Here is a 22,000-nt window from a genome sequence, read left to right as displayed (position 1 = left end):
GCAAGCAACAGGATCTCTGCGGTTTGCGCCATTTTTTCATCCCAACTTTCGAGGACCTGAATCATGTTGAAAGGCTACGGGGCTGTCATCCTCGATGGCGCATGGCTGACGCTTCAGCTCGCCTTGTCGTCCATGGCCCTGGCCATCGTTCTCGGGCTGATCGGGGTCGCGTTGCGCCTGTCGCCGATTCGCTGGCTGGCATGGCTGGGCGATCTGTATTCCACGGTGATCCGCGGGATTCCCGACCTGGTGCTGATCCTGCTGATCTTCTACGGCGGTCAGGACCTGCTCAACCGCGTCGCCCCGATGCTCGGCTATGACGACTACATTGACCTGAATCCGCTGGCCGCCGGTATCGGCACCCTCGGTTTCATCTTTGGTGCGTACCTGTCGGAAACCTTCCGTGGCGCCTTCATGGCCATCCCGAAAGGCCAGGCTGAAGCCGGCATGGCCTACGGCATGAGCAGTTTTCAGGTGTTCTTCCGGGTGATGGTGCCGCAGATGATTCGCCTGGCGATTCCCGGCTTCACCAACAACTGGCTGGTTCTGACCAAGGCCACCGCGCTGATTTCGGTGGTCGGTCTGCAAGACATGATGTTCAAGGCCAAGCAGGCGGCAGATGCCACCCGCGAGCCTTTCACCTTCTTCCTCGCAGTGGCGGCGATGTACCTGGTGATCACCAGTGTCTCGTTGCTGGCGCTGCGTCACCTTGAGAAGCGCTACTCGGTAGGCGTAAGGGCGGCTGATCTATGATCTTCGACTACAACGTCATTTGGGAGGCCATGCCGCTATACCTCGGCGGCCTGCTGACCACCCTCAAACTGCTCGCGCTGTCGCTGTTGTTCGGTCTTTTGGCGGCATTGCCGCTGGGCCTGATGCGCGTCTCCAAGAACCCGATCGTCAACGGCGCCGCGTGGCTGTACACCTACGTGATTCGCGGTACGCCGATGCTGGTGCAACTGTTCCTGATCTACTACGGTCTGGCGCAGTTCGAAGCAGTCCGTGAAAGCTTCTTGTGGCCGTGGCTGTCCAGCGCGACGTTCTGTGCGTGCCTGGCCTTCGCGATCAACACCAGCGCCTACACCGCCGAAATCATCGCCGGCAGCCTCAAGGCCACGCCGAACGGTGAGATCGAAGCCGCCAAGGCCATGGGCATGTCGCGCTTCAAGCTGTACAAACGCATCCTGTTGCCATCGGCCTTGCGCCGGGCGCTGCCGCAGTACAGCAACGAAGTGATCATGATGCTGCAGACCACCAGTCTGGCGTCCATCGTGACCCTGATCGACATCACCGGCGCGGCCCGTACCGTCAACGCGCAGTACTACCTGCCGTTCGAGGCGTACATCACCGCCGGCCTGTTCTACCTGTGCCTGACCTTCATTCTGGTGAAGCTGTTCAAGCTGGCCGAGCGGCGCTGGCTGAGCTACCTCGCGCCACGGAAGCACTGATATGGAACGCATTGATCACGTATTGCCGTGGAGTCACCTGGGCAGCGAGCGCAAGATCTCGGTATTCCGCTTCGGCAGCGGTGAGCGCAAGGCCTACATCCAGGCCAGCCTGCACGCTGACGAACTGCCGGGCATGCGCACCGCCTGGGAGCTGAAAAAGCGTCTTGGCGAGCTCGAAGCCCAAGGTCTGCTCAACGGCGTGATCGAGCTGGTGCCGGTCGCCAACCCGCTGGGTCTCGGCCAATTGCTGCAAGGCAATCATCAGGGGCGTTTCGAGGCGGGCAGCGGCAAGAACTTCAACCGCGATTTCGTCGAGTTGAGCGCGCCGGTTGCGGCGGCATTGGCCGACAGCCTCGGTGATGATCCGCACGCCAACATTCGCCTGATCCGTCAGGCCATGGCTGATCATCTGGCGGCATTGCCCGAGGCGAGCAGCCAGTTGCAAGGCATGCAGCGTGTTTTGCTGAGCCACGCCTGCACCGCCGATGTGGTGCTGGACTTGCACTGCGACGCTGAAGCCGCGCTGCACATGTACGCGCTGCCGCAGCACTGGCCGCAGTGGCGTTCGCTGGCCGCGCACCTGAACGTGAAGGTCGGCTTGCTGGCGGAAGACTCCGGCGGCAGCTCCTTCGATGAGGCGTGCTCGTTGCCGTGGCTGCGTCTGTCGCGGCAGTTCCCTGACGCGCAGATTCCGCTGGCGTGCCTGGCGACCACCGTCGAGCTGGGCGGTCAGGCCAATACTGATCGCGCGGATGCGCTGGCGTGGGCCGAAGGCATTCTGGCGTTCCTCGCCGAGCAGGGCCTGATCACCGGTGAGTGGCCGAAACCGGCGCACGAAGCCTGTGAAGGTATGCCGTTCGAAGGCACGCAATTGCTGTTGGCACCGCATCCTGGTGTGGTGAGCTTTTTGCGTAAACCCGGCGAGTGGGTCGAAGCCGGGGATGAGATTTTCGAAGTGATCGATCCTGTGTCCGATCGGGTCAGCACGGTGTGTGCTGGTACCTCCGGGGTGCTGTTTGCCATTGAACGGCTGCGCTATGCCCAACCCGGTTTCTGGCTGGCCAAGGTGGCGGGGCGCGAAGCGCTGCGTCACGGGCGCTTGCTCAACGACTGACTGACTGTTTTTGTGAGAACCGACCGCATGTACAAACTTGAAGTCCAAGACCTGCATAAACGCTATGGCAGTCACGAAGTGCTCAAGGGCGTGTCCCTGAAAGCGGCAGCCGGCGATGTGATCAGCATCATCGGCTCCAGTGGCTCCGGCAAAAGTACTTTCCTGCGCTGCATCAACCTGCTCGAGCAGCCGCACGCGGGCAAGATCCTGCTCAACAACGAAGAGCTGAAACTGGTGGCGAACAAGGACGGCGCGCTGAAAGCCGCTGATCCGAAACAGCTGCAACGTATGCGTTCGCGCCTGTCGATGGTGTTCCAGCACTTCAACCTGTGGTCGCACATGACCGCGCTGGAAAACATCATGGAAGCGCCGGTCCACGTACTGGGCGTGTCCAAGGCCGAAGCCCGCGAGAAAGCCGAGCACTACCTGAACAAGGTTGGCGTGGCCCATCGTAAAGACGCGTTCCCGGGGCACATGTCCGGTGGCGAGCAGCAGCGTGTGGCCATCGCCCGTGCACTGGCGATGGAACCGGAAGTGATGCTGTTCGACGAACCGACCTCGGCCCTCGATCCGGAACTGGTTGGCGACGTGCTGAAGGTGATGCAAGCGCTGGCCCAGGAAGGTCGCACCATGGTCGTGGTCACGCACGAAATGGGCTTTGCCCGTGAAGTGTCGAACCAGTTGGTGTTCCTGCACAAAGGCGTGGTTGAAGAAAGCGGCAACCCGCGCGAAGTGCTGGTCAATCCGCAATCGGAGCGTTTGCAGCAGTTCCTGTCGGGTAGCCTCAAGTAATCGCTGCCGTTATGCACCAAATTAGGTCATGCTTCGCGACCTAGGGACTGACCAAAATCCCTTGTAGGAGTGAGCCTGCTCGCGAAAGCGGTGGTTCAGACAGCAATAATGTTGACTGTTTCACCGCCATCGCGAGCAGGCTCACTCCTACATTTGATCTGTGCAGTTTCGAGATTTGCGTTCATTTACGGGCTAGCATTGGCCCATGCCTTCATCACCGTTCTTCGTTTCGGATTGCCCGCCCATGACTGCCCATCGAATTGGTTTCCTGATTTGGCCCAGCACTAAAGCTCTGACGCTGGCGCTGGCGGAGGAGGCCTTGCGTGTTGCTCAGCGGGTGCACCCGGAGGTGGTTTACGAGCTGTCGTTCCTGCAGGCCGAAGCCGTGACAGACGCCGCAGCCGACGGTGCCTGGCAACTGCCGGGCGAGGCCTGGACCGGCAAGCTGGAGAATTTCCAGAAACTGTTCCTGCTCGCTGACGAGCCGCCGACCACCCTGGCCCCGGCGCTCAGCAGCGCGCTCAAGCAGCTGGTGCGTGCCGGTTGCGTAATCGGCGGTCTGTCGGCCGGTGTCTATCCGTTGGCGCAACTCGGTTTGCTCGATGGTTACCGTGCGGCGGTGCACTGGCGTTGGCAGGACGACTTCGCCGAGCGCTTCCCGAAAGTCATCGCCACCAGTCACCTGTTCGACTGGGACCGCGATCGCTTGACCGCCTGTGGCGGCATGTCGGTACTCGACCTGCTGTTGGCGGTGCTGGCTCGTGATCACGGTGCGGAACTGGCCGGTGCGGTGTCCGAAGAGCTGGTGGTCGAGCGCATCCGCGAGGGCGGCGAGCGTCAGCGCATTCCACTGCAGAACCGTATCGGCTCCAGCCATCCGAAACTCACCCAGGCGGTGCTGCTGATGGAAGCCAACATCGAAGAGCCGCTGACCACCGACGAAATCGCCCAGCACGTGTGCGTGTCCCGTCGGCAACTGGAGCGGATCTTCAAGCAATACCTCAACCGCGTGCCGAGCCAGTATTACCTGGAACTGCGCCTGAACAAGGCCCGGCAGATGTTGATGCAAACCAGCAAGTCGATCATCCAGATCGGCCTGTCCTGTGGTTTCTCTTCGGGGCCGCATTTCTCCAGCGCCTACCGCAACTTCTTCGGCGCCACGCCGCGGGAAGATCGCAATCAGCGGCGCAGCAGCAGTCCGTTCGAGCTGTCGTCGGTGCCCCCCGAGCGCGGCTGAGTCGGGTCACTCGTCCGGGCCTGATTCTCCCGAGGACGACACTTCCAGTTCCGCGTTCTCGATCACGGCATCGATACCAAAATCAACGCTGGTCAGCCTGAAGTAGCTGATCAGCAGTTGCAGGCTCGCTTGCGAAAAAGGGTTGCCTTGCAGGTCGATGTTTTCGCTGAACTCCCGTGGCCACTCCAGAATGTCGTGGGGCACGTCGACGATTTCGTTGTTGCTCAAATCCGCCATCTGCAAGTGCTCGAGCTGGCGTAATCCGGAGGGCAGCTCGCTGATGCCGGTGTTGCCGAGCAACAGGCTGGACAGCTGCGGCATCTGGCTGACATCGGGGGTACGAGCCAGGGGGTTGTTGCTCAGATCGATGAATTCCAGCTGACTCATTTGTGCCAGTTCCAGCGCAGTGTTATGCGACAGACTGATCGAGCAATCGGCCAGGTTCAGTGAGCGTAATTTGCCCATGGTGAAAATGGCCGGCGGCAAGTGGTCCAGGTCGAACTGACGCAGGGTCAGAGCCTTCAGATTCGGGAAACTTTCCAGAAAGCCCGACACGCCACCGGTAAGGCCGTGGCTGCTTTCCAGGAACATCAGCGATACATGGCTGAAGTCGGCTTTCACCCGGGGCAGTGGGCCGGTCACCTGTGTGTCGAGGGTCAATTGGAAGCCTGGGTGCATCAAGTCACTGAAGTCATCCGACTCGACCTCCCGGCGCCAGCAGCGCAATAACTGCTGCCTGCATTCATCCCGACTCAAATGTTCAATTTGCAGCTCTTGGGCGGTGAACGGTTGCTGGCTGCGCGGGTAAAGCGCCGGGACGTCGGCCGTCCAGGCTGCGAGGTCGCTTTCAAGGGTGGCGAGTTCAGCTTCCAGGCGTGTCAGCTCCTGACGTCCTTCGGCCAGATTGCCCGGCAACAGATAGACAAAATGACTGGCCTCTTCTTGATCCATCAGCGGGTACAGCGCCTGTACTCGCTGAATGTCGGTACCGGCGGCCGACACACCGAAATCGACTTGTGTGCTGGAAAAGTGTTGTTTGATGCGCTCCATGTCGCCGGCGGCGAGCGGATTGCCGCCGGCGTCGATCCCTTCCTGAACCTTTGAAGGCAGTTCGAAGAGTTCGGCGGGCAGGTGTTCGATGGCGTTGTCATTGAGCAGGGCGGTACGCAGATGCGGCCGGGTCAGCAGTCCGGCAGGAAGGCTGGAGAGTCCGGTTTCCGACACATCGATGTAATTCAGGTCCGGCATGTGTTCGACGTTTGGCGCCAGGCCCAGCGGGTTCTTGAACAGATCCAGGGTGGTCAGTCGTGTCAGGTTCGCCAGCACGGCGTGGCTTTCCTGGGTGAGGGTGATGGCGCAGTCGCTGAGGATCAGTTCCTGGATCTGTGAGGACTGCACAAGGTCTTCCGGCAGACGCCCCAGGTTGAAATTGCGTAAAGCCATGCGCTGCAAGCCGGTAAAACTGCGCAGAAACTCATGGACGCCGCGCGTTGCCGGATGCCCTTCGAGGGTGAGCTGTCTGACGCAGGTAAATTCGCTGTCGAGCACGGGCAACTCGCCAATGACCGGCTGAATAAAACGGAAGTCAACGAAATACTCCTCGGCGTCCGGAATGGTTTCCTGCAGGCGCCAGAGGTTGATCAGGTCGTGCATGAGGCGCTGGCGGATGGAGCGCTGGACGACGATTTGCTCATGCGTGAGCGCGACCCCGGTGACCGGGAATTGTTGCGGGACCGCGTCGCTCCAGGCGCTCAGGGTGCTGTGCAGTTGCGTGTGTTGATTCATCATCCGGGTGAGTTCTGCCCGGGGGCCGGAGGGGTGACGTTGCAATCGATCGACGAACGATTCGAGCTGGCCGGGCGATAACTGAGGAAACAGCGCGCCGGCTCGCTGCGTCAGGGTCGGCGTGTTTTGCGGCATGAAATTGTAGCCGTCGGTGCCGCCAAGCAGGCGCATGACAGTGGGGTCGTAGGCGGGTTTGTAGGTTGGCTTGTTTGCCAGAAGCGGACGCAGGGCATCGCGGCCCAGCGCGTTATCCCTGATCGACAGCCTGAGCTTCTCGCCTTCGCCGATGTGCAGATTCAAGGCTGAGCGCTCGCTGTCAGGCATGGCCCGAAGCAGACAGTTGTAAAACGATTCGCCACCGCTGAGCTCGGCCCCGGCATCGTCAAAGGCCTGATGGTCGCCCTCGGCGCGCAGCACCAGGGTTTTATGCGTCGGTGCATCGGCGGCACCGATGCTGTCGAGCAGTGCACCGTCGGGGGAATAGTGGCGTACTTCGATTCGCAGTTGCCCAGACCAGCCGGGCAAATGCTCCAGCGTGTGCAGTGCAAGTATTTGCGTGTCGGCGTTGTCGGCGCTCGATTGCAGTTCAAGGCCTTCGTAGGCACGCGTCAGGCGCACCTGTAATCCTGCCTCCGAGGCCTGCTCGGTCAGGCGCGGTGACAGCGTGCCGCGCTTGAGTTGCTGGCGCTCGGTGTCGGTCGCACCGTCGAGCAAAACCTGGGCAACGCTGCGTGGCAATGCGTCGGCATCCATGACTTTTTGCGTCAGGGCATCGGCGCCCTGTTCCAGTCGGCGATAGCGCTGATCGAACAGGTGTTGGCGTTGGTCTCGCGCCAATTGTGACAACGCCTGTCTCAGCCGCCGGGTTCGGGCTTCCAGGCGCTGGGCCGGGGCACCGAACGGTTCGCCCATCAAAGCCTTGGCTTCGCTTTCCGGCAACAGCGTCAACACCGTCTTCAGCAGGTCGCCACCCTCGAGTCGGGTCGCCACCAACTCTAGAACGGGCAGTTCGGGGGCGCTGCTTTGCCAGAGTGTGTTGCCCAACTCGTCGCTCAGGCGCAGGCCTCGGCCTCTGGTCCAGTGTGGGGCGCGGACTGGCGTAACCAGTCCGGAATGCTATCGATCAGTGGCGAGTAGTGCGTGTCGGGTTTCAGGTCGTGGAACGGGTCGGAGTCGATTGCTTCGTTGTTCATTCAGGAAGTAGCCGTCGAATGGGAAAGTCCCCTAGGAGAACCCGAGAAAGTCGACCGCGTGCGGTACATATATACCGCACTTGAAAAATCGTCTTGGGTTACAAAGCAGCAGGTCTGACGCAAACCCTTGCCGCCAGTTAAACTGCGCCTTTGCGACGCTATATGTCGCATTGCCGTAAACCCGGGAAAATCCGGGGTTTGCGCTATAAGAAGTTGTCGCTTGGCGACAAGGCCGGGCTGAAAACTGTCCTTACAATCCCCCCATCGCTCGCCAGTTTCAGGCGGGTGGCCCTCATCAGGAGACTCCGATGTCCGTTGAGCACGCTGCGGTAGAACGCGCCGATTTCGACCAGGTAATGGTTCCCAACTACGCGCCTGCCGCTTTCATTCCGGTGCGTGGCGCCGGTTCCCGTGTCTGGGACCAGAGCGGCCGCGAGCTGATCGACTTCGCCGGCGGGATTGCCGTCAACGTATTGGGCCACGCGCATCCGGCGCTGGTGGGTGCGCTGACCGAGCAAGCGAACAAGCTGTGGCACGTGTCCAACGTGTTCACCAACGAACCGGCCCTGCGTCTGGCGCACAAGCTGATCGACGCCACCTTCGCCGAGCGCGTGTTCTTCTGCAACTCCGGCGCTGAAGCGAACGAGGCCGCGTTCAAGCTGGCCCGTCGTGTGGCGTTCGATCGTTTCGGCAGCGAAAAATACGAGATCATCGCCGCGCTCAACAGCTTCCACGGCCGTACCCTGTTCACCGTTAACGTCGGTGGCCAGTCGAAGTATTCCGACGGTTTCGGTCCGAAAATCACCGGTATCACCCACGTTCCTTACAACGACCTGGCGGCGCTGAAAGCGGCCGTTTCCGACAAGACCTGTGCGGTCGTGCTGGAACCGATCCAGGGTGAGGGCGGTGTGCTGCCGGCCGAACAGGCTTACCTGCAAGGTGCCCGTGAACTGTGCGACGCACACAACGCGCTGCTGGTGTTCGACGAAGTGCAAACCGGCATGGGCCGCACCGGCCACCTGTTCGCCTACCAGCATTACGGCGTGACCCCGGACATCCTGACCAGCGCCAAGAGCCTGGGCGGCGGTTTCCCGATCGCGGCCATGCTGACCACCGAAGCGCTGGCCAAGCATCTGGTCGTCGGCACCCACGGCACCACTTACGGCGGCAACCCGCTGGCGTGCGCGGTAGCTGAAGCGGTGATCGACGTGATCAACACCCCTCAGGTGCTGAACGGCGTCAACGCCAAGCACGACAAGTTCAAGACCCGCCTGCAGCAGATCGGCGAGAAATACGGCCTGTTCACTCAGGTGCGCGGTCTCGGTCTGTTGATCGGTTGTGTGCTGAGCGAAGCCTGGAAAGGCAAGGCCAAGGACATCTTCAACGCTGCTGAAAAAGAAGGCCTGATGATTCTGCAGGCTGGCCCGGACGTGATCCGTTTCGCCCCGAGCCTGGTGGTGGAAGACGCCGATATCGATGCCGGTCTGGACCGCTTCGAACGCGCTGCCGCAAAACTGACGCAAGCCTGATAGACCCTTCGACGCCTGAGCATTTCAGGCGTCGAACCCAATTTTTGATACCGGGCGAGTTCCATTGTGGGAGCGAGCCTGCTCGTGAAGAGGGCGTGTCAGTCAACATTTTTGCTGACAGATAGACCGCTTTCGCGAGCAGGCTCGCTCCCACAGTATCCGGTGTTTTTTTCAGTAAATTTTTATAAGAGAAAGGAGTGACACCATGCTGGTGATGCGCCCTGCGCAAATGGCTGATCTGGGCGAGGTACAGCGTCTGGCTGCGGACAGTCCGATTGGTGTCACTTCCTTGCCGGATGACGTGGAACGTCTGAGCGACAAGATCGCCGCAAGCGAAGCCTCGTTTGCCGCCGAAGTGAGCTTCAATGGCGAGGAGAGCTACTTCTTCGTCCTTGAAGACACCGCCACCGGCAAACTGGTCGGTTGCTCGGCCATCGTTGCCTCGGCCGGTTATTCGGAGCCGTTCTACAGCTTCCGCAACGAGACCTTCGTCCACGCGTCCCGCGAGCTGAAGATCCACAACAAGATCCACGTGCTTTCGCAGTGCCACGACCTGACCGGCAACAGCTTGCTGACCAGTTTCTACGTGCAGCGCGAGCTGGTGGGTTCGCCATGGTCCGAGCTCAACTCCCGTGGCCGTCTGCTGTTCGTCGCCAGCCACCCGGAGCGTTTCGCTGATTCGGTGGTGACCGAGATCGTCGGCTACAGCGACGAGAATGGCGACTCGCCGTTCTGGGACGCGATCGGCCGCAACTTCTTCGACCTCAACTACGCCGAGGCCGAGCGCCTGTGTGGCCTGAAGAGCCGTACGTTCCTCGCAGAACTGATGCCTCATTACCCGATCTACGTGCCGCTGCTGCCGGATTCCGCTCAAGAAGCGATGGGCCAGGTGCACCCGCGTGCGCAGATCACCTTCGACATCCTGATGCGCGAAGGCTTCGAGACCGATCACTACATCGATATTTTCGACGGCGGCCCGACCCTGCATGCACGTGTTTCGGGGATCCGTTCGATCGCCCAGAGCCGTGTGGTGCCGGTGAAGATCGGCGAGCCGGTCAAAGGCGCCGGGCGCCAGTATCTGGTGGCCAACGCGCAGTTGCAGGACTACCGCGCGGTGTTGCTGGAGCTGGATTACGCGCCGGGTAAACCGGTGACCCTGGATCTGGAAGCAGCCGAAGCCTTGGGCGTCGGCGAAGGTGCCAGCGTGCGCCTGGTGGCGGTTTAACGCCTTAGCGAGTTTCACGGGTGGCGAAGGCGGCCCGTTTGAGGAGATAGCATGATTGTTCGTCCCGTACGCAGCAGCGATTTATCCGCGCTGATCGACCTGGCCCGCAGCACCGGCACCGGCCTGACCACGTTGCCGGCCAACGAAGAACGCCTGACCCATCGGGTCGGCTGGGCCGAGAAGACCTTTCGCGGCGAAGCCGGCCGTGGCGATGCGGACTACCTGTTCGTGCTCGAAGATGACAACGGTCGCGTGGTGGGGATTTCCGCCATTGCCGGCGCGGTCGGTCTGCGTGAGCCGTGGTACAACTTCCGCGTCGGCCTGACCGTCAGCGCCTCGCAGGAGCTGAACATCTATCGCGAGATCCCGACGCTGTTCCTCGCCAACGACCTGACCGGCAACTCCGAGCTGTGCTCGCTGTTCCTGCACGCCGATTACCGCACCGGCCTCAACGGTCGCATGCTGTCCAAGGCGCGGATGCTGTTCATCGCCGAGTTCCCTGAGCTGTTCGGCAACAAGATCATCGCCGAGATGCGCGGTGTGTCCGATGAAGCCGGCCGCTCGCCGTTCTGGGAAAGCCTGGGCCGGCACTTCTTCAAGATGGAATTCAGCCAGGCCGATTACCTGACCGGGGTTGGCAACAAGGCGTTCATCGCCGAACTGATGCCGAAATTCCCGCTGTACACCTGCTTCCTGTCGCCGGATGCGCGCAACGTCATCGGTCAGGTGCACCCGGACACCGAGCCGGCGCTGGCGATGCTCAAGAGCGAAGGTTTCAGCTATCAGGGCTACGTCGACATCTTCGACGCCGGCCCCGCCATCGAATGCGAAACCAGCAAGATCCGCGCGGTGCGTGACAGCGAAGCGCTGGTGCTGGCGATCGGTACGCCGGGCGACGACGCCACGCCGTTCATCATCCATAACCGCAAGCGCGAAGATTGCCGCATCACTGCTGCTCCGGCCCGTCTGGCCGCTGGCACGCTGGTAGTCGATCCACTGACCGCCAAACGTCTTCAACTCAACGCGGGCGATCAAGTGCGCGCCGTGGCGTTGTCTGCTGCTCGGGAGTCGAAATAATGAATTCGCTATACATCGCAGGTGAATGGCTGGCCGGTCAGGGCGAAGCCTTCCAGTCGCTGAACCCGGTGACCCAGCAAGTGCTGTGGTCAGGGGAGGGCGCTACTGCCGCTCAGGTCGAGTCCGCCGTGCAGGCAGCGCGTCAGGCGTTCCCGGGTTGGGCACGTCGCACGCTGGAAGAACGCATCAGCGTGCTTGAGGCATTTGCCGCTGCGCTGAAGAATCATGCCGACGAACTGGCCCGCACCATCGGTGAGGAAACCGGCAAACCGCTGTGGGAAGCCGCGACCGAAGTCACCAGCATGGTCAACAAGATCGCGATTTCGGTGCAGAGCTACCGCGAACGTACCGGCGAGAAGAGCGGCCCGCTGGGCGACGCCACCGCCGTGCTGCGCCACAAGCCACACGGTGTGGTGGCGGTGTTCGGCCCCTACAACTTCCCCGGTCACCTGCCGAACGGGCACATCGTGCCGGCGCTGCTGGCCGGTAACAGCGTGCTGTTCAAACCCAGCGAACTGACGCCGAAAGTCGCCGAGCTGACGGTCAAGTGCTGGATCGAAGCCGGTCTGCCGGCGGGCGTGTTGAACCTGCTGCAAGGCGCGCGCGAAACCGGTATCGCCCTGGCGGCAAACCCGGGCATCGACGGCCTGTTTTTCACCGGTTCGAGCCGCACTGGCAATCACCTGCATCAGCAGTTCGCCGGGCGTCCGGACAAGATCCTCGCGCTGGAAATGGGCGGCAACAACCCGCTGGTGGTCGACCAAGTCGCGGATCTGGATGCGGCGGTTTACACGATCATTCAGTCGGCGTTCATCTCTGCCGGCCAGCGCTGCACCTGTGCACGCCGCCTGCTGGTGCCGCAAGGCGCGTGGGGCGACAGCCTGCTCAAGCGTCTGGTTGAAGTCAGCTCGACCATCGAGGTCGGCGCGTTCGATCAACAGCCGGCGCCGTTCATGGGCTCGGTGATTTCCCTTGGCGCGGCCAAGGCGCTTATGGATGCCCAGCAACATTTGCTGGCCAATGGCGCGGTATCCCTGCTGGCAATGACTCAGTCACAGGCGCAATCGGCCTTGCTGACCCCGGGCATTCTCGATGTGACCGCTGTGGCTGAGCGCCCGGACGAAGAACTGTTCGGCCCGTTGCTGCAAGTGATCCGCTACACCGATTTTGCGGCGGCAATCGCTGAAGCCAACGACACCGCTTACGGCTTGGCCGCCGGTCTGCTGTCGGATTCCGAAGCGCGTTATCAGCAGTTCTGGCTGGAAAGCCGCGCGGGCATCGTCAACTGGAACAAGCAACTGACGGGTGCCGCGAGCAGCGCGCCGTTCGGCGGTGTCGGCGCGTCGGGCAACCATCGCGCCAGCGCCTATTACGCGGCGGATTATTGCGCGTACCCGGTGGCATCGCTGGAAACCCCAAGCCTGGTGTTGCCGGCGGCCCTGACACCTGGCGTGAAAATGGTGTGATGCCCATTCGCGAGCAGGCTCGCTCCCACATTGGAATGCATTTCCCTGTGGGAGCGAGCCTGCTCGCGATGGCCGCGACGCGGTCGCACTGAACAGTTAGTTACTGAAGCCTATAACAACAGATTCTCGTGGAGCCTCGCTGATGAAATCCTATGAAGTCAATTTTGACGGTCTAGTGGGGCCGACCCATAACTACGGTGGTCTGTCCTACGGCAACGTTGCGTCCCAGAGCAACAGCCAGCAGTCTTCGAACCCGAAGGAAGCGGCGCTGCAAGGTCTGGCGAAGATGAAAGCGCTGATGGAAATGGGCTTTCAGCAAGGCGTGCTGGCGCCACAGGAACGTCCGGACGTGGCCGCTTTGCGCCGTCTGGGTTTCGGCGGCACCGACGCGCAAGTGATCGAGCGCGCCGCCAAGGAAGCGATGCCGTTGCTGGTTGCCAGTTGCTCGGCGTCGAGCATGTGGGTAGCCAACGCTGCCACCGTCAGCCCGAGTGCCGACACCGCTGACGGCCGCGTGCATTTCACCGCCGCCAACCTCAACTGCAAATACCACCGCAGCATCGAGCACCCGACCACCAGCCGCGTGCTCGGCGCGATGTTCGCTGATCAGCAGCACTTCGCTCACCACGCCGCCTTGCCGGCGGTGGCGCAGTTCGGCGACGAAGGCGCGGCCAACCACACGCGTTTCTGCCGTGAGTACGGCGAGGCCGGTGTCGAGTTCTTCGTGTTCGGTCGCAGTGCGTTCGACACCCGTTACCCGGCGCCGCAGAAATACCCGGCGCGCCAGACCCTGGAAGCTTCGCAAGCGGTGGCGCGTCTGCACGGTCTGCGTGACGAGGGCGTGGTTTACGCTCAGCAGAACCCGGCGGTGATCGATCAGGGCGTGTTCCACAACGACGTGATCGCGGTGGGTAACGGCGAGGTGCTGTTCTATCACGAGGACGCGTTCCTCGACACCGAGCAGATGCTCGCCGAGCTGCAGGGCAAGCTGGCCAAGGTCGGCGGCAAGTTCCAGGCGATCTGCGTACCGCGTTCGGCGGTCACCGTCGACGACGCCGTACGTTCCTACCTGTTCAACAGCCAGTTGCTGTCGCGGCCTGACGGGTCGATGCTGTTGATCGTGCCGGAAGAGTGCCGTGGCAACGAGCGCGTGTGGGCTTATCTGCAAAGTCTGACCAGCTCCGGCGGCCTGATCCGCGAAGTGAAAGTCTTCGACCTCAAGCAGAGCATGCAGAACGGCGGTGGCCCGGCGTGCCTGCGACTGCGCGTCGCGCTCAACGAAACCGAGCTGGCGGCGGTCAACCCAGGGGTTATCATGACCGCGCCGTTGTACGGTTCGTTGACCGCATGGGTTGAAAAGCACTACCGCGACCGCCTGAGCGAAAGCGATCTGGCGGACCCGCAGTTGCTGCTTGAATGCCGGACGGCACTGGATGAACTGACGCAAATCCTTAAACTGGGCGCGGTTTATCCATTCCAGATCAATTGATGGCCGGCGCGGCGCCTGAACGCGACGCGCGGCTTGTCTCACCAAGAGAGTAAAAACATGAGCGATTCCCTGCAGCTGATCCTTGAAGACACCGACGGCACGCAACTGCAAACCTCGTGCACCCGCGTCGCGGTCATGTGGCAAGGCAAAGAGCTGTGGATCCAGCAGGACGGCCGCGGCCAACTGCTGATCGGCGTGGACGTCGAGGAGGGTGACGAAGAGTACGCCAACCTGCTGTTGCGCCCATTGGCGACTAATCTGGTAAGCCTGCAACTGGAAATGGAACCGGCTGACGTCGGCGACGACGAAGACCACGTGCACGGCCCGGATTGCAACCACGACCACTAAGGAAACCGCTCTATGCTCGCCCTCGGCAAACTGCTTGAACTGACCCTCGCCGGCCGCGAACCGGCGGAGAAGACTCAACTGACTGTCGAAGGCGTGCGCATGCGCTGGTTGAGTGAAGGTGCGCTGGAAGTCCGGCCACCCGAAGCGCGTGACAATGGCCTGGACCTGCTGCTGTCGGCAGGTATCCACGGCAATGAAACAGCGCCGATCGAATTGCTGGATCGGCTGCTGCATGACATCGCTCGCGGCGATCTGAAGCCGCGTGCACGCATTCTGTTCCTGTTCGGCAACCCGGAAGCGATTCGCAAGGGCGAGCGCTTCGTCGAGCAGGACGTCAATCGGCTGTTCAACGGCCGTCATGAACAAACCAGCGGTTCTGAAGCCATACGCGCCTGTGAGCTGGAGCGCCTGGCGGCAAGCTTCTTCAGCCTGCCGGACCGTCAGCGCCTGCACTACGACCTGCACACGGCGATTCGTGGCTCGAAGATCGAGCAATTCGCCCTGTATCCGTGGAAGGAAGGTCGCCAGCATTCGCGCCGCGAACTGGCGCGCCTGCGTGCTGCCGGTATGGAAGCGGTGCTGCTGCAGAACAAGCCGTCAATCGTGTTCAGCGCCTACACCTACGACAAGCTCGGTGCTGAGGCCTTTACGCTGGAACTGGGCAAGGCGCGGCCGTTCGGGCAGAACGAAGGGGTGGATGTTTCACTTCTGGAAACCCGTCTGAAGCAGATCATCGAAGGCAATGAGCCGGACCTGGCCGAAGAAGGCCTGGACGGTTTGCAGCTGTTCAGCGTCGCGCGGGAGATCATCAAGCACAGCGATGCCTTCCGCCTGAACCTGCCGGCGGACATCGAGAACTTTTCTGAATTGGATGTGGGTTATCTGCTGGCCGAAGATCTGGCCAATACCCGCTGGGTCATCGAGGAAGAGGGCGCGCGGATCATTTTCCCTAATCCGAAGGTCAAGAACGGCTTGCGCGCCGGCATCCTGATCGTGCCTGCCACCGACGAAAATCTCGCCTGAGATCGACACCTATCCAATGTAGGAGTGAGCCTGCTCGCGATCGCAATGTGTCAGTCGCCAACGTGGTCGACTGACACTCCGCTATCGCGAGCAGTCTCACTCCCACAGGTTTGGTTTCGTGATCAGACAGCTACCGCGTGCGGCTCGGGGCGGCGCAGTGCGCGAACCTTGCGCAGCGTATCCGCGCAGGTCCGTGCCGCTTCCTGACCTTTGTGCACAAAGTGCTCGAAGAAGAACTTCTGATGTTCTTCACCGGCGTGGAAGTGATGCGGGGTCAGCGACACCGAGAACACTGGCACTTCGGTTTCCAGTTGCACCTGCATCAGGCCGCTGACCACTGACTGGGCGACGAACTCGTGACGGTAGATGCCGCCGTCCACGACCAAAGCAGCCGCAACGATGCCGGCATAACGGCCGGTCTTGGCCAGCAACTTGGCGTGCAGGGGCATTTCAAAGGCGCCGCCGACTTCGAAGAAATCGATGTCCGATTCCTGATAACCCTGAGCCAGCATTTCGGCGACGAAGCCTTTACGGCTCTGGTCGACGATTTCCTTGTGCCAGCAGGCCTGGATGAACGCAACGCGCTCGCCGTGAGGGTGTTTGGTTTTGCTGTCGATAGCGGTGGGTTGCATGTTCTGACTCCTGTTTGTGTGAAAAACAGGGCGTTATGAATCGAATGGGATTCAAGGGTACGCACGAGCACACAAGCGCGCGGGCGGCCCTCTGGCGTCAATCCCGTTCTCTCTTCATCCGGACTATGACCGTCGGCCCCGGAATCACACCGGGTCTGCTGACCTTGCCGCCGTGCACCGCAAATGCCGTGTCCGTCGCCAAGCGCTCGCGGGCTATGCGCATTGCGCGCAATTACCGCCGGTGGGGAATTACACCCCGCCCTGAGAACGTGTTTGCCGCCCTTTGTCGGGCGGCGCAGCGTTTTTAACACATATTTTCCGGCCCTGCACAGAACCTGTGGGAGCTTGTTCTCAAGAAGTAACCTGACCTTTTCGCGCTCAAGGGTTGATTAATCTGCGCGATGACCGCAGTAATTCACCTTCGTAAAGGGATTTCCCCTGCTGACTTTGAGGCCAGGTTCATGAGCGTTATCGATCTTCGCAGCGACACCGTCACCCAACCGACTCCCGCCATGCTCGATGCCATGACTGGCGCCGCCACCGGTGATGACGTGTATGGCGAAGATCCGACGGTCAATCGTCTGGAAGCGGAACTGGCAAAGCGTCTGGGTTTTGCGGCGGCGTTGTTCGTGCCCACCGGCACCATGAGCAACCTGCTGGGCCTGATGGCGCATTGCGAGCGCGGTGACGAATACATCGTCGGCCAGCAGGCGCACACCTACAAGTACGAGGGCGGGGGCGCAGCGGTGCTCGGCTCGATTCAGCCGCAGCCGCTGGAAGTGCAGGCCGATGGCTCGCTGGACCTGGATCAGGTGGCGGCGGCGATCAAGCCGGACGATTTCCACTTCGCCCGTACGCGTCTGCTGGCGCTGGAAAACACCATGCAAGGCAAGGTGCTGCCGCTGGACTACCTGGCCCGGGCACGCCAGTTCACCCGGGACCACGGTCTGGCCCTGCACCTGGACGGCGCGCGCCTGTACAACGCGGCGGTCAAGCTCGGGGTGGATGCCCGCGACATCACCCAGCACTTTGATTCAGTCTCGGTGTGCCTGTCCAAAGGGCTTGGCGCGCCAGTCGGTTCGGTGCTGTGTGGCACTGAGCAACTGATCGGCAAGGCCCGTCGTCTGCGCAAAATGGTCGGCGGCGGCATGCGTCAGGCCGGGTTGCTGGCGGCGGCGGGGCTGTACGCGCTGGATCACCACATCGAGCGCCTGGCAGATGACCATGCCAACGCCCAGTTTCTGGCGGAAGGCTTGCGCGAGGCCGGGTTCAGTGTCGAACCGGTGCAGACCAACATGGTTTACGTGCAGATGGGCGACAAGGCTGAAGCGCTCAAGGCGTTTGCCGCCGAGCGCGGGATCAAGTTGAGCGCCGCGGCGCGCCTGCGGATGGTCACGCACATGGACGTCAATCGCTCGCAAATCGAGCAAGTGGTCGCGACATTCGTCGAGTTTTCGCGCAAGTGACAGCGTTAGCCGTCCAATTGACCGTTACTATCGTATAAACACGCTGTACCCCGCGCGAAGGGCCGATATAATGCGGCCCTTTGCCGTCGTTTCGTCTGTTGACGTTTCGTACAGGCCTTTGGCCGCAGCCTCCGTGGAAGAACCTAATGAAAAGCGCAGAAATCCGTGAAGCCTTCCTTCGCTTCTTCGAAGAGCAAGGCCACACCCGTGTAGCCTCCAGCTCTTTGATTCCGGGCAACGACCCAACCCTGCTGTTCACCAACGCGGGGATGAACCAGTTCAAGGACTGCTTCCTGGGCCAGGAAAAGCGCGCGTACACCCGCGCAACCAGCAGCCAGAAGTGCGTACGTGCCGGTGGCAAGAACAGCGACCTGGAAAACGTCGGTTATACCGCCCGTCACCACACCTTCTTCGAAATGCTCGGTAACTTCAGCTTCGGTGACTATTTCAAGCACGACGCGATTACTTTCGCCTGGACCTTCCTGACCGGCGTTCTGAAGCTGCCGAAGGAAAAACTCTGGGTCACCGTCTACGCCTCCGACGACGAAGCGTATGACATCTGGACCAAGCAAATCGGTGTGCCGGTCGAGCGCATGATCCGCATCGGCGACAACAAAGGCGCGCCTTACGCCTCCGACAACTTCTGGACCATGGGCGATACCGGTCCGTGCGGCCCATGCACCGAGATTTTCTACGATCACGGCGACCACATCTGGGGCGGCCCACCGGGTTCGCCGGAAGAAGACGGCGACCGTTACATCGAGATCTGGAACAACGTGTTCATGCAGTTCAACCGCACCGCCGATGGCGTGTTGCATCCGTTGCCAGCGCCGTCGGTGGACACCGGCATGGGCCTGGAGCGGATCAGTGCGGTGATGCAGCACGTCAATTCCAACTACGACATCGACCTGTTCAAGAACCTGCTGAAGGCCTCGGCTGAAGCGATCGGTTGCGAAAACGGCGATCAGTCGTCGCTGAAAGTGGTGTCCGACCATATTCGCTCGTGCGGTTTCCTGATCGCCGACGGCGTGCTGCCGTCCAACGAAGGTCGCGGCTACGTGCTGCGCCGGATCATTCGTCGCGCCTGCCGTCACGGTAACAAACTGGGCGCCACCGGCAGCTTCTTCTACAAGATCGTGGCTGCGCTGGTCGCCGAGATGGGCGAAGCCTTCCCGGAACTGAAGAAGCAGCAGAGCAACATCGAGCGCGTGCTCAAGGCCGAAGAAGAGCAGTTCTCCAAAACCCTGGAGCACGGCCTGAAGATCCTCGAGCAGGATCTGCTGGAACTCAAAGGCACCGTGGTGCCGGGCGACGTGGTGTTCAAGCTCTACGACACCTACGGTTTCCCGATGGACCTGACCGCCGACATCGCGCGTGAGCGCGGCCTGACCGTCGACGAAGTCGGCTTCGAGCGTGAAATGGAAGCCCAGCGTGTTCGTGCGCGTTCGGCCAGCTCGTTCGGTCTGGACTACAACACGCTGGTCAAGGTTGACGTGGCCACCGAGTTCACCGGCTACAAGGACACCAGCGGTTCGGCAAAGATTGTCGCTATCTATAAAGATGGTCAGTCGGTCGACGTCTTGAATGAAGGCGAAGAGGCGGTGATCGTTCTGAATCAGACGCCGTTCTACGCTGAATCCGGCGGCCAGATCGGCGACTGCGGTTTCCTCCAGGCAGGCAGCGCGCGTTTCGACGTTCGCGACACCACCAAGACCGGTGGCGCATTCCTGCACCACGGTGTGCTGGATTCGGGCAGCCTGACCATCGGCGCGCCAGTGGAAACCCACGTCGATGCCGATGTTCGTCACGCCACTTCGCTGAACCATTCGGCCACCCACTTGCTGCACGCTGCGCTGCGTCAGGTCCTGGGCGAGCACGTGCAACAGAAAGGTTCGTTGGTGGATAGCCAGCGTCTGCGCTTCGACTTCAGCCACTTCGAAGCGATCAAGCCAGAGCAAATCAAGGCGCTGGAAGACATCGTCAACGCTGAGATCCGCAAGAACTCCGCGGTTGAAACCGAAGAAACCGACATCGAAACGGCCAAGCAGAAAGGCGCCATGGCGCTGTTCGGCGAGAAGTACGGCGACAACGTGCGCGTGCTGAGCATGGGCGGCGATTTCTCCGTCGAGCTGTGCGGCGGTATCCACGCCAACCGTACCGGCGACATCGGCCTGCTGAAAATCATCAGCGAAGGCGGTGTGGCATCGGGCGTGCGTCGTATCGAGGCAGTCACCGGTGCTGCGGCACTGGCCTACTTGAACGCCGCTGAAGAACAACTCAAGGAAGCGGCCAACCTGGTCAAGGGCAGCCGCGACAACCTGATCGACAAGCTGTCGGCCGTGCTGGAGCGCAACCGCGCGCTGGAAAAGCAGCTCGAGCAGTTGCAAGCCAAGGCTGCCAGCGCCGCGGGCGACGATCTGTCGAACTCGGCAGTCGACGTCAAAGGCGTGAAGGTTCTGGCCGCACGTCTGGATGGTCAGGACGGCAAGGCGCTGCTGGCGCTGGTCGATCAGCTGAAAAACAAACTCGGCCGCGCAGTGATCCTGCTCGGCAGTGTCCATGAGGAAAAGGTCGTACTGGTTGCAGGCGTAACCAAGGACCTGACTGGCCAACTCAAAGCCGGTGATTTGATGAAACAGGCTGCTGCGGCAGTGGGCGGGAAGGGTGGTGGTCGTCCGGACATGGCGCAGGGCGGCGGTGTTGACGCCGGCGCACTGGATGGCGCACTGGCGCTGACCGTTCCATTCGTCGAGCAGGGTTTATAAGACGGCCCGTCGGGTCCGCAGTCTAGTGGCGGGCCCGGCGGCTGTTCGAGTGATTATTGGGCGCCCTTCATGGGCAGAGGCGGCTTTGAAATGGCTTTGATCGTACAGAAATTTGGAGGCACCTCGGTCGGCACTGTCGAGAGAATCGAGCAGGTCGCCGACAAGGTTAAGAAATTCCGCGATGCCGGCGATGACCTGGTGGTTGTGCTGTCTGCAATGAGCGGCGAAACCAACCGTCTGATCGATCTGGCCAAGCAAATCAGTGGCGATGCGCAACCGGTTCCCCGTGAACTGGACGTGATCGTTTCCACCGGTGAGCAGGTGACGATTGCCCTGTTGGCCATGGCGCTGATCAAGCGTGGTGTGCCGGCGGTGTCGTACACCGGTAATCAGGTGCGGATCCTGACGGACAGTGCGCACAATAAAGCGCGTATCTTGCAGATTGATGACCAGAAGATTCGCGGTGATCTGAAAGCAGGTCGCGTGGTGGTGGTCGCCGGTTTCCAGGGCGTCGACGAGCACGGCAACATCACCACCCTCGGTCGTGGCGGTTCCGACACCACGGGCGTGGCACTGGCGGCTGCATTGAAGGCTGATGAGTGCCAGATCTACACCGACGTCGATGGTGTCTACACCACTGACCCGCGTGTGGTGCCGGTCGCTCAGCGTCTGGACAAGATCACCTTCGAAGAGATGCTGGAAATGGCCAGCCTCGGTTCCAAGGTGCTGCAGATCCGCGCGGTGGAATTCGCCGGCAAGTACAACGTTCCGCTGCGCGTACTGCACAGCTTCAAGGAGGGTCCGGGCACCCTCATTACTATTGATGAAGAGGAAACCATGGAACAGCCGATCATTTCCGGCATCGCTTTCAACCGCGATGAAGCCAAGCTGACCATCCGTGGCGTGCCAGACACCCCGGGCGTGGCGTTCAAGATTCTCGGCCCGATCAGTGCCGCGAACATCGAAGTCGACATGATCGTGCAGAACGTCGCGCACGATAACACCACCGACTTCACCTTCACCGTGCACCGCAACGACTACCAGGCCGCACAGACCGTGCTGGAAAACACCGCTCGCGAGATCGGTGCCCGGGAAGTGGTGGGCGACACCAAGATTGCCAAGGTCTCGATCGTCGGCGTCGGCATGCGTTCCCACGCAGGCGTGGCCAGCCGCATGTTCGAATCCCTGGCAAAAGAAAGCATCAACATCCAGATGATCTCGACTTCGGAAATCAAGGTTTCCGTGGTGATCGAAGAGAAGTATCTGGAACTGGCCGTGCGCGCCCTGCACACGGCTTTCGAACTGGACGCGCCTGCCCGTCAGGGCGAGTAATCCGGTCACTTGAAGGGCGCGGTCTGACCGCGCCCTTTATTTTTGAATGGCGCGAGCCCCTGAACTGTTCTTTTGCTCG

Annotated in this window: 18 protein-coding genes and 1 riboswitch; of the genes, 15 read left to right on the top strand and 3 right to left on the bottom strand. The window is 61.3% G+C overall.

Annotation, left to right across the window (positions count from 1 at the left end):
• Positions 1-63 precede the first annotated feature (63 nt).
• The 5 genes from J5M57_RS24895 (at position 64) to argR (ending at position 4,591) form a co-directional block, all read left to right on the top strand.
• The gene (locus J5M57_RS24895; protein ID WP_003227287.1) at positions 64-753 is read left to right on the top strand and encodes an ABC transporter permease; all 690 of its coding nucleotides are present in this window, start codon (positions 64-66) and stop codon (positions 751-753) included.
• Complete coding sequence (locus tag J5M57_RS24890) at positions 750-1,448, top strand: ABC transporter permease (RefSeq protein WP_064588785.1); 699 nt, start codon at positions 750-752, stop codon at positions 1,446-1,448. The genes J5M57_RS24895 and J5M57_RS24890 overlap by 4 nt, the downstream gene beginning before the upstream one ends.
• Position 1,449: 1 nt before the next feature.
• Complete coding sequence (locus J5M57_RS24885) at positions 1,450-2,562, top strand: M14 family metallopeptidase (protein WP_064588784.1); 1,113 nt, start codon at positions 1,450-1,452, stop codon at positions 2,560-2,562.
• A 27-nt stretch (positions 2,563-2,589) separates the two neighbouring features.
• Complete coding sequence (locus J5M57_RS24880; protein ID WP_003227281.1) at positions 2,590-3,354, top strand: ATP-binding cassette domain-containing protein; 765 nt, start codon at positions 2,590-2,592, stop codon at positions 3,352-3,354.
• A 244-nt stretch (positions 3,355-3,598) separates the two neighbouring features.
• Positions 3,599-4,591 (top strand): GlxA family transcriptional regulator, encoded by a 993-nt coding sequence (argR, locus tag J5M57_RS24875; RefSeq protein WP_207848027.1) that lies wholly within the window; start codon positions 3,599-3,601, stop codon positions 4,589-4,591.
• A gap of 6 nt (positions 4,592-4,597) precedes the next feature.
• Here argR and J5M57_RS24870 read toward each other — a convergent pair whose 3' ends face one another.
• Together J5M57_RS24870 and J5M57_RS24865 are read right to left on the bottom strand one after the other, a co-directional pair.
• A complete protein-coding gene (locus tag J5M57_RS24870) occupies positions 4,598-7,420 on the bottom strand; it encodes a hypothetical protein (protein ID WP_207848028.1) in 2,823 nt (940 codons plus the stop codon).
• A gap of 8 nt (positions 7,421-7,428) precedes the next feature.
• Positions 7,429-7,569, bottom strand: coding sequence for a hypothetical protein (locus tag J5M57_RS24865; RefSeq protein ID WP_207848029.1), 141 nt, complete (start codon positions 7,567-7,569; stop codon positions 7,429-7,431).
• Positions 7,570-7,877: 308 nt separating this feature from the next.
• Here J5M57_RS24865 and J5M57_RS24860 point away from each other — a divergent pair, with 308 nt between their 5' ends.
• The 7 genes from J5M57_RS24860 to astE all read left to right on the top strand — a co-directional run bounded on the left by J5M57_RS24860 (position 7,878) and on the right by astE (position 15,726).
• Positions 7,878-9,098, top strand: coding sequence for an aspartate aminotransferase family protein (locus tag J5M57_RS24860; protein WP_207848030.1), 1,221 nt, complete (start codon positions 7,878-7,880; stop codon positions 9,096-9,098).
• A 205-nt stretch (positions 9,099-9,303) separates the two neighbouring features.
• Entirely contained in the window at positions 9,304-10,323 is a 1,020-nt protein-coding gene (gene aruF, locus J5M57_RS24855; protein ID WP_007951057.1) for an arginine/ornithine succinyltransferase subunit alpha, read from the top strand.
• Positions 10,324-10,374: 51 nt separating this feature from the next.
• The gene (gene astA, locus J5M57_RS24850; protein ID WP_027612638.1) at positions 10,375-11,400 is read left to right on the top strand and encodes an arginine N-succinyltransferase; all 1,026 of its coding nucleotides are present in this window, start codon (positions 10,375-10,377) and stop codon (positions 11,398-11,400) included.
• The gene (astD, locus tag J5M57_RS24845) at positions 11,397-12,866 is read left to right on the top strand and encodes a succinylglutamate-semialdehyde dehydrogenase (RefSeq protein WP_207848167.1); all 1,470 of its coding nucleotides are present in this window, start codon (positions 11,397-11,399) and stop codon (positions 12,864-12,866) included. Before astA ends, astD begins: the two co-directional genes overlap by 4 nt.
• Positions 12,867-13,008: 142 nt before the next feature.
• Positions 13,009-14,355 carry an N-succinylarginine dihydrolase gene (gene astB / locus J5M57_RS24840; RefSeq protein ID WP_169842170.1) on the top strand — a complete coding sequence of 449 codons (1,347 nt, stop codon included), beginning with the start codon at positions 13,009-13,011 and terminating at the stop codon, positions 14,353-14,355.
• A gap of 57 nt (positions 14,356-14,412) precedes the next feature.
• On the top strand, positions 14,413-14,703 hold the full coding sequence (locus J5M57_RS24835) for a hypothetical protein (protein WP_027612641.1): 291 nt from the start codon (positions 14,413-14,415) through the stop codon (positions 14,701-14,703).
• A 12-nt stretch (positions 14,704-14,715) separates the two neighbouring features.
• Complete coding sequence (astE, locus tag J5M57_RS24830; protein ID WP_207848031.1) at positions 14,716-15,726, top strand: succinylglutamate desuccinylase; 1,011 nt, start codon at positions 14,716-14,718, stop codon at positions 15,724-15,726.
• A gap of 122 nt (positions 15,727-15,848) precedes the next feature.
• On the opposite strand, the gene J5M57_RS24825 is transcribed toward astE, so the two are convergent.
• Positions 15,849-16,358 (bottom strand): 6,7-dimethyl-8-ribityllumazine synthase, encoded by a 510-nt coding sequence (locus J5M57_RS24825; protein WP_083368157.1) that lies wholly within the window; start codon positions 16,356-16,358, stop codon positions 15,849-15,851.
• A gap of 101 nt (positions 16,359-16,459) precedes the next feature.
• Positions 16,460-16,631: riboswitch (FMN riboswitch) on the bottom strand.
• A 188-nt stretch (positions 16,632-16,819) separates the two neighbouring features.
• Here J5M57_RS24825 and ltaE point away from each other — a divergent pair.
• The 3 genes from ltaE (at position 16,820) to J5M57_RS24810 (ending at position 21,921) form a co-directional block, all read left to right on the top strand.
• The gene (ltaE, locus tag J5M57_RS24820) at positions 16,820-17,824 is read left to right on the top strand and encodes a low-specificity L-threonine aldolase (protein WP_207848032.1); all 1,005 of its coding nucleotides are present in this window, start codon (positions 16,820-16,822) and stop codon (positions 17,822-17,824) included.
• Positions 17,825-17,970: 146 nt separating this feature from the next.
• Complete coding sequence (gene alaS / locus J5M57_RS24815) at positions 17,971-20,589, top strand: alanine--tRNA ligase (protein ID WP_064588775.1); 2,619 nt, start codon at positions 17,971-17,973, stop codon at positions 20,587-20,589.
• Between the two features lie 90 nt (positions 20,590-20,679).
• Complete coding sequence (locus J5M57_RS24810) at positions 20,680-21,921, top strand: aspartate kinase (protein WP_003227260.1); 1,242 nt, start codon at positions 20,680-20,682, stop codon at positions 21,919-21,921.
• Positions 21,922-22,000: the final 79 nt, after the last annotated feature.

The sequence above is a fragment of the Pseudomonas sp. 86_A genome (assembly GCF_017491705.1).
Classification (GTDB): Bacteria; Pseudomonadota; Gammaproteobacteria; order Pseudomonadales; family Pseudomonadaceae; genus Aquipseudomonas; species Aquipseudomonas koreensis.
The sequence above is the reverse complement of the archived record's forward strand: the minus strand, read 5'-3'. Positions and strand labels throughout refer to the sequence as shown.

What these genes read in the sequence shown, in the direction of transcription:
- J5M57_RS24895 (WP_003227287.1), top strand. Translation starts at nt 64, where the DNA reads ATGTTGAAAGGCTACGGGGCTGTCATCCTCGATGGCGCATGGCTGACG.
- J5M57_RS24860 (WP_207848030.1), top strand. Translation starts at nt 7,878, where the DNA reads ATGTCCGTTGAGCACGCTGCGGTAGAACGCGCCGATTTCGACCAGGTA.
- astB (WP_169842170.1), top strand. Translation starts at nt 13,009, where the DNA reads ATGAAATCCTATGAAGTCAATTTTGACGGTCTAGTGGGGCCGACCCAT.
- J5M57_RS24885 (WP_064588784.1), top strand. Translation starts at nt 1,450, where the DNA reads ATGGAACGCATTGATCACGTATTGCCGTGGAGTCACCTGGGCAGCGAG.
- astE (WP_207848031.1), top strand. Translation starts at nt 14,716, where the DNA reads ATGCTCGCCCTCGGCAAACTGCTTGAACTGACCCTCGCCGGCCGCGAA.
- ltaE (WP_207848032.1), top strand. Translation starts at nt 16,820, where the DNA reads ATGAGCGTTATCGATCTTCGCAGCGACACCGTCACCCAACCGACTCCC.
- alaS (WP_064588775.1), top strand. Translation starts at nt 17,971, where the DNA reads ATGAAAAGCGCAGAAATCCGTGAAGCCTTCCTTCGCTTCTTCGAAGAG.
- J5M57_RS24835 (WP_027612641.1), top strand. Translation starts at nt 14,413, where the DNA reads ATGAGCGATTCCCTGCAGCTGATCCTTGAAGACACCGACGGCACGCAA.
- J5M57_RS24865 (WP_207848029.1), bottom strand. Translation starts at nt 7,569, where the DNA reads ATGAACAACGAAGCAATCGACTCCGACCCGTTCCACGACCTGAAACCC.
- J5M57_RS24825 (WP_083368157.1), bottom strand. Translation starts at nt 16,358, where the DNA reads ATGCAACCCACCGCTATCGACAGCAAAACCAAACACCCTCACGGCGAG.
- aruF (WP_007951057.1), top strand. Translation starts at nt 9,304, where the DNA reads ATGCTGGTGATGCGCCCTGCGCAAATGGCTGATCTGGGCGAGGTACAG.
- J5M57_RS24890 (WP_064588785.1), top strand. Translation starts at nt 750, where the DNA reads ATGATCTTCGACTACAACGTCATTTGGGAGGCCATGCCGCTATACCTC.
- argR (WP_207848027.1), top strand. Translation starts at nt 3,599, where the DNA reads ATGACTGCCCATCGAATTGGTTTCCTGATTTGGCCCAGCACTAAAGCT.
- J5M57_RS24810 (WP_003227260.1), top strand. Translation starts at nt 20,680, where the DNA reads ATGGCTTTGATCGTACAGAAATTTGGAGGCACCTCGGTCGGCACTGTC.
- astA (WP_027612638.1), top strand. Translation starts at nt 10,375, where the DNA reads ATGATTGTTCGTCCCGTACGCAGCAGCGATTTATCCGCGCTGATCGAC.
- J5M57_RS24880 (WP_003227281.1), top strand. Translation starts at nt 2,590, where the DNA reads ATGTACAAACTTGAAGTCCAAGACCTGCATAAACGCTATGGCAGTCAC.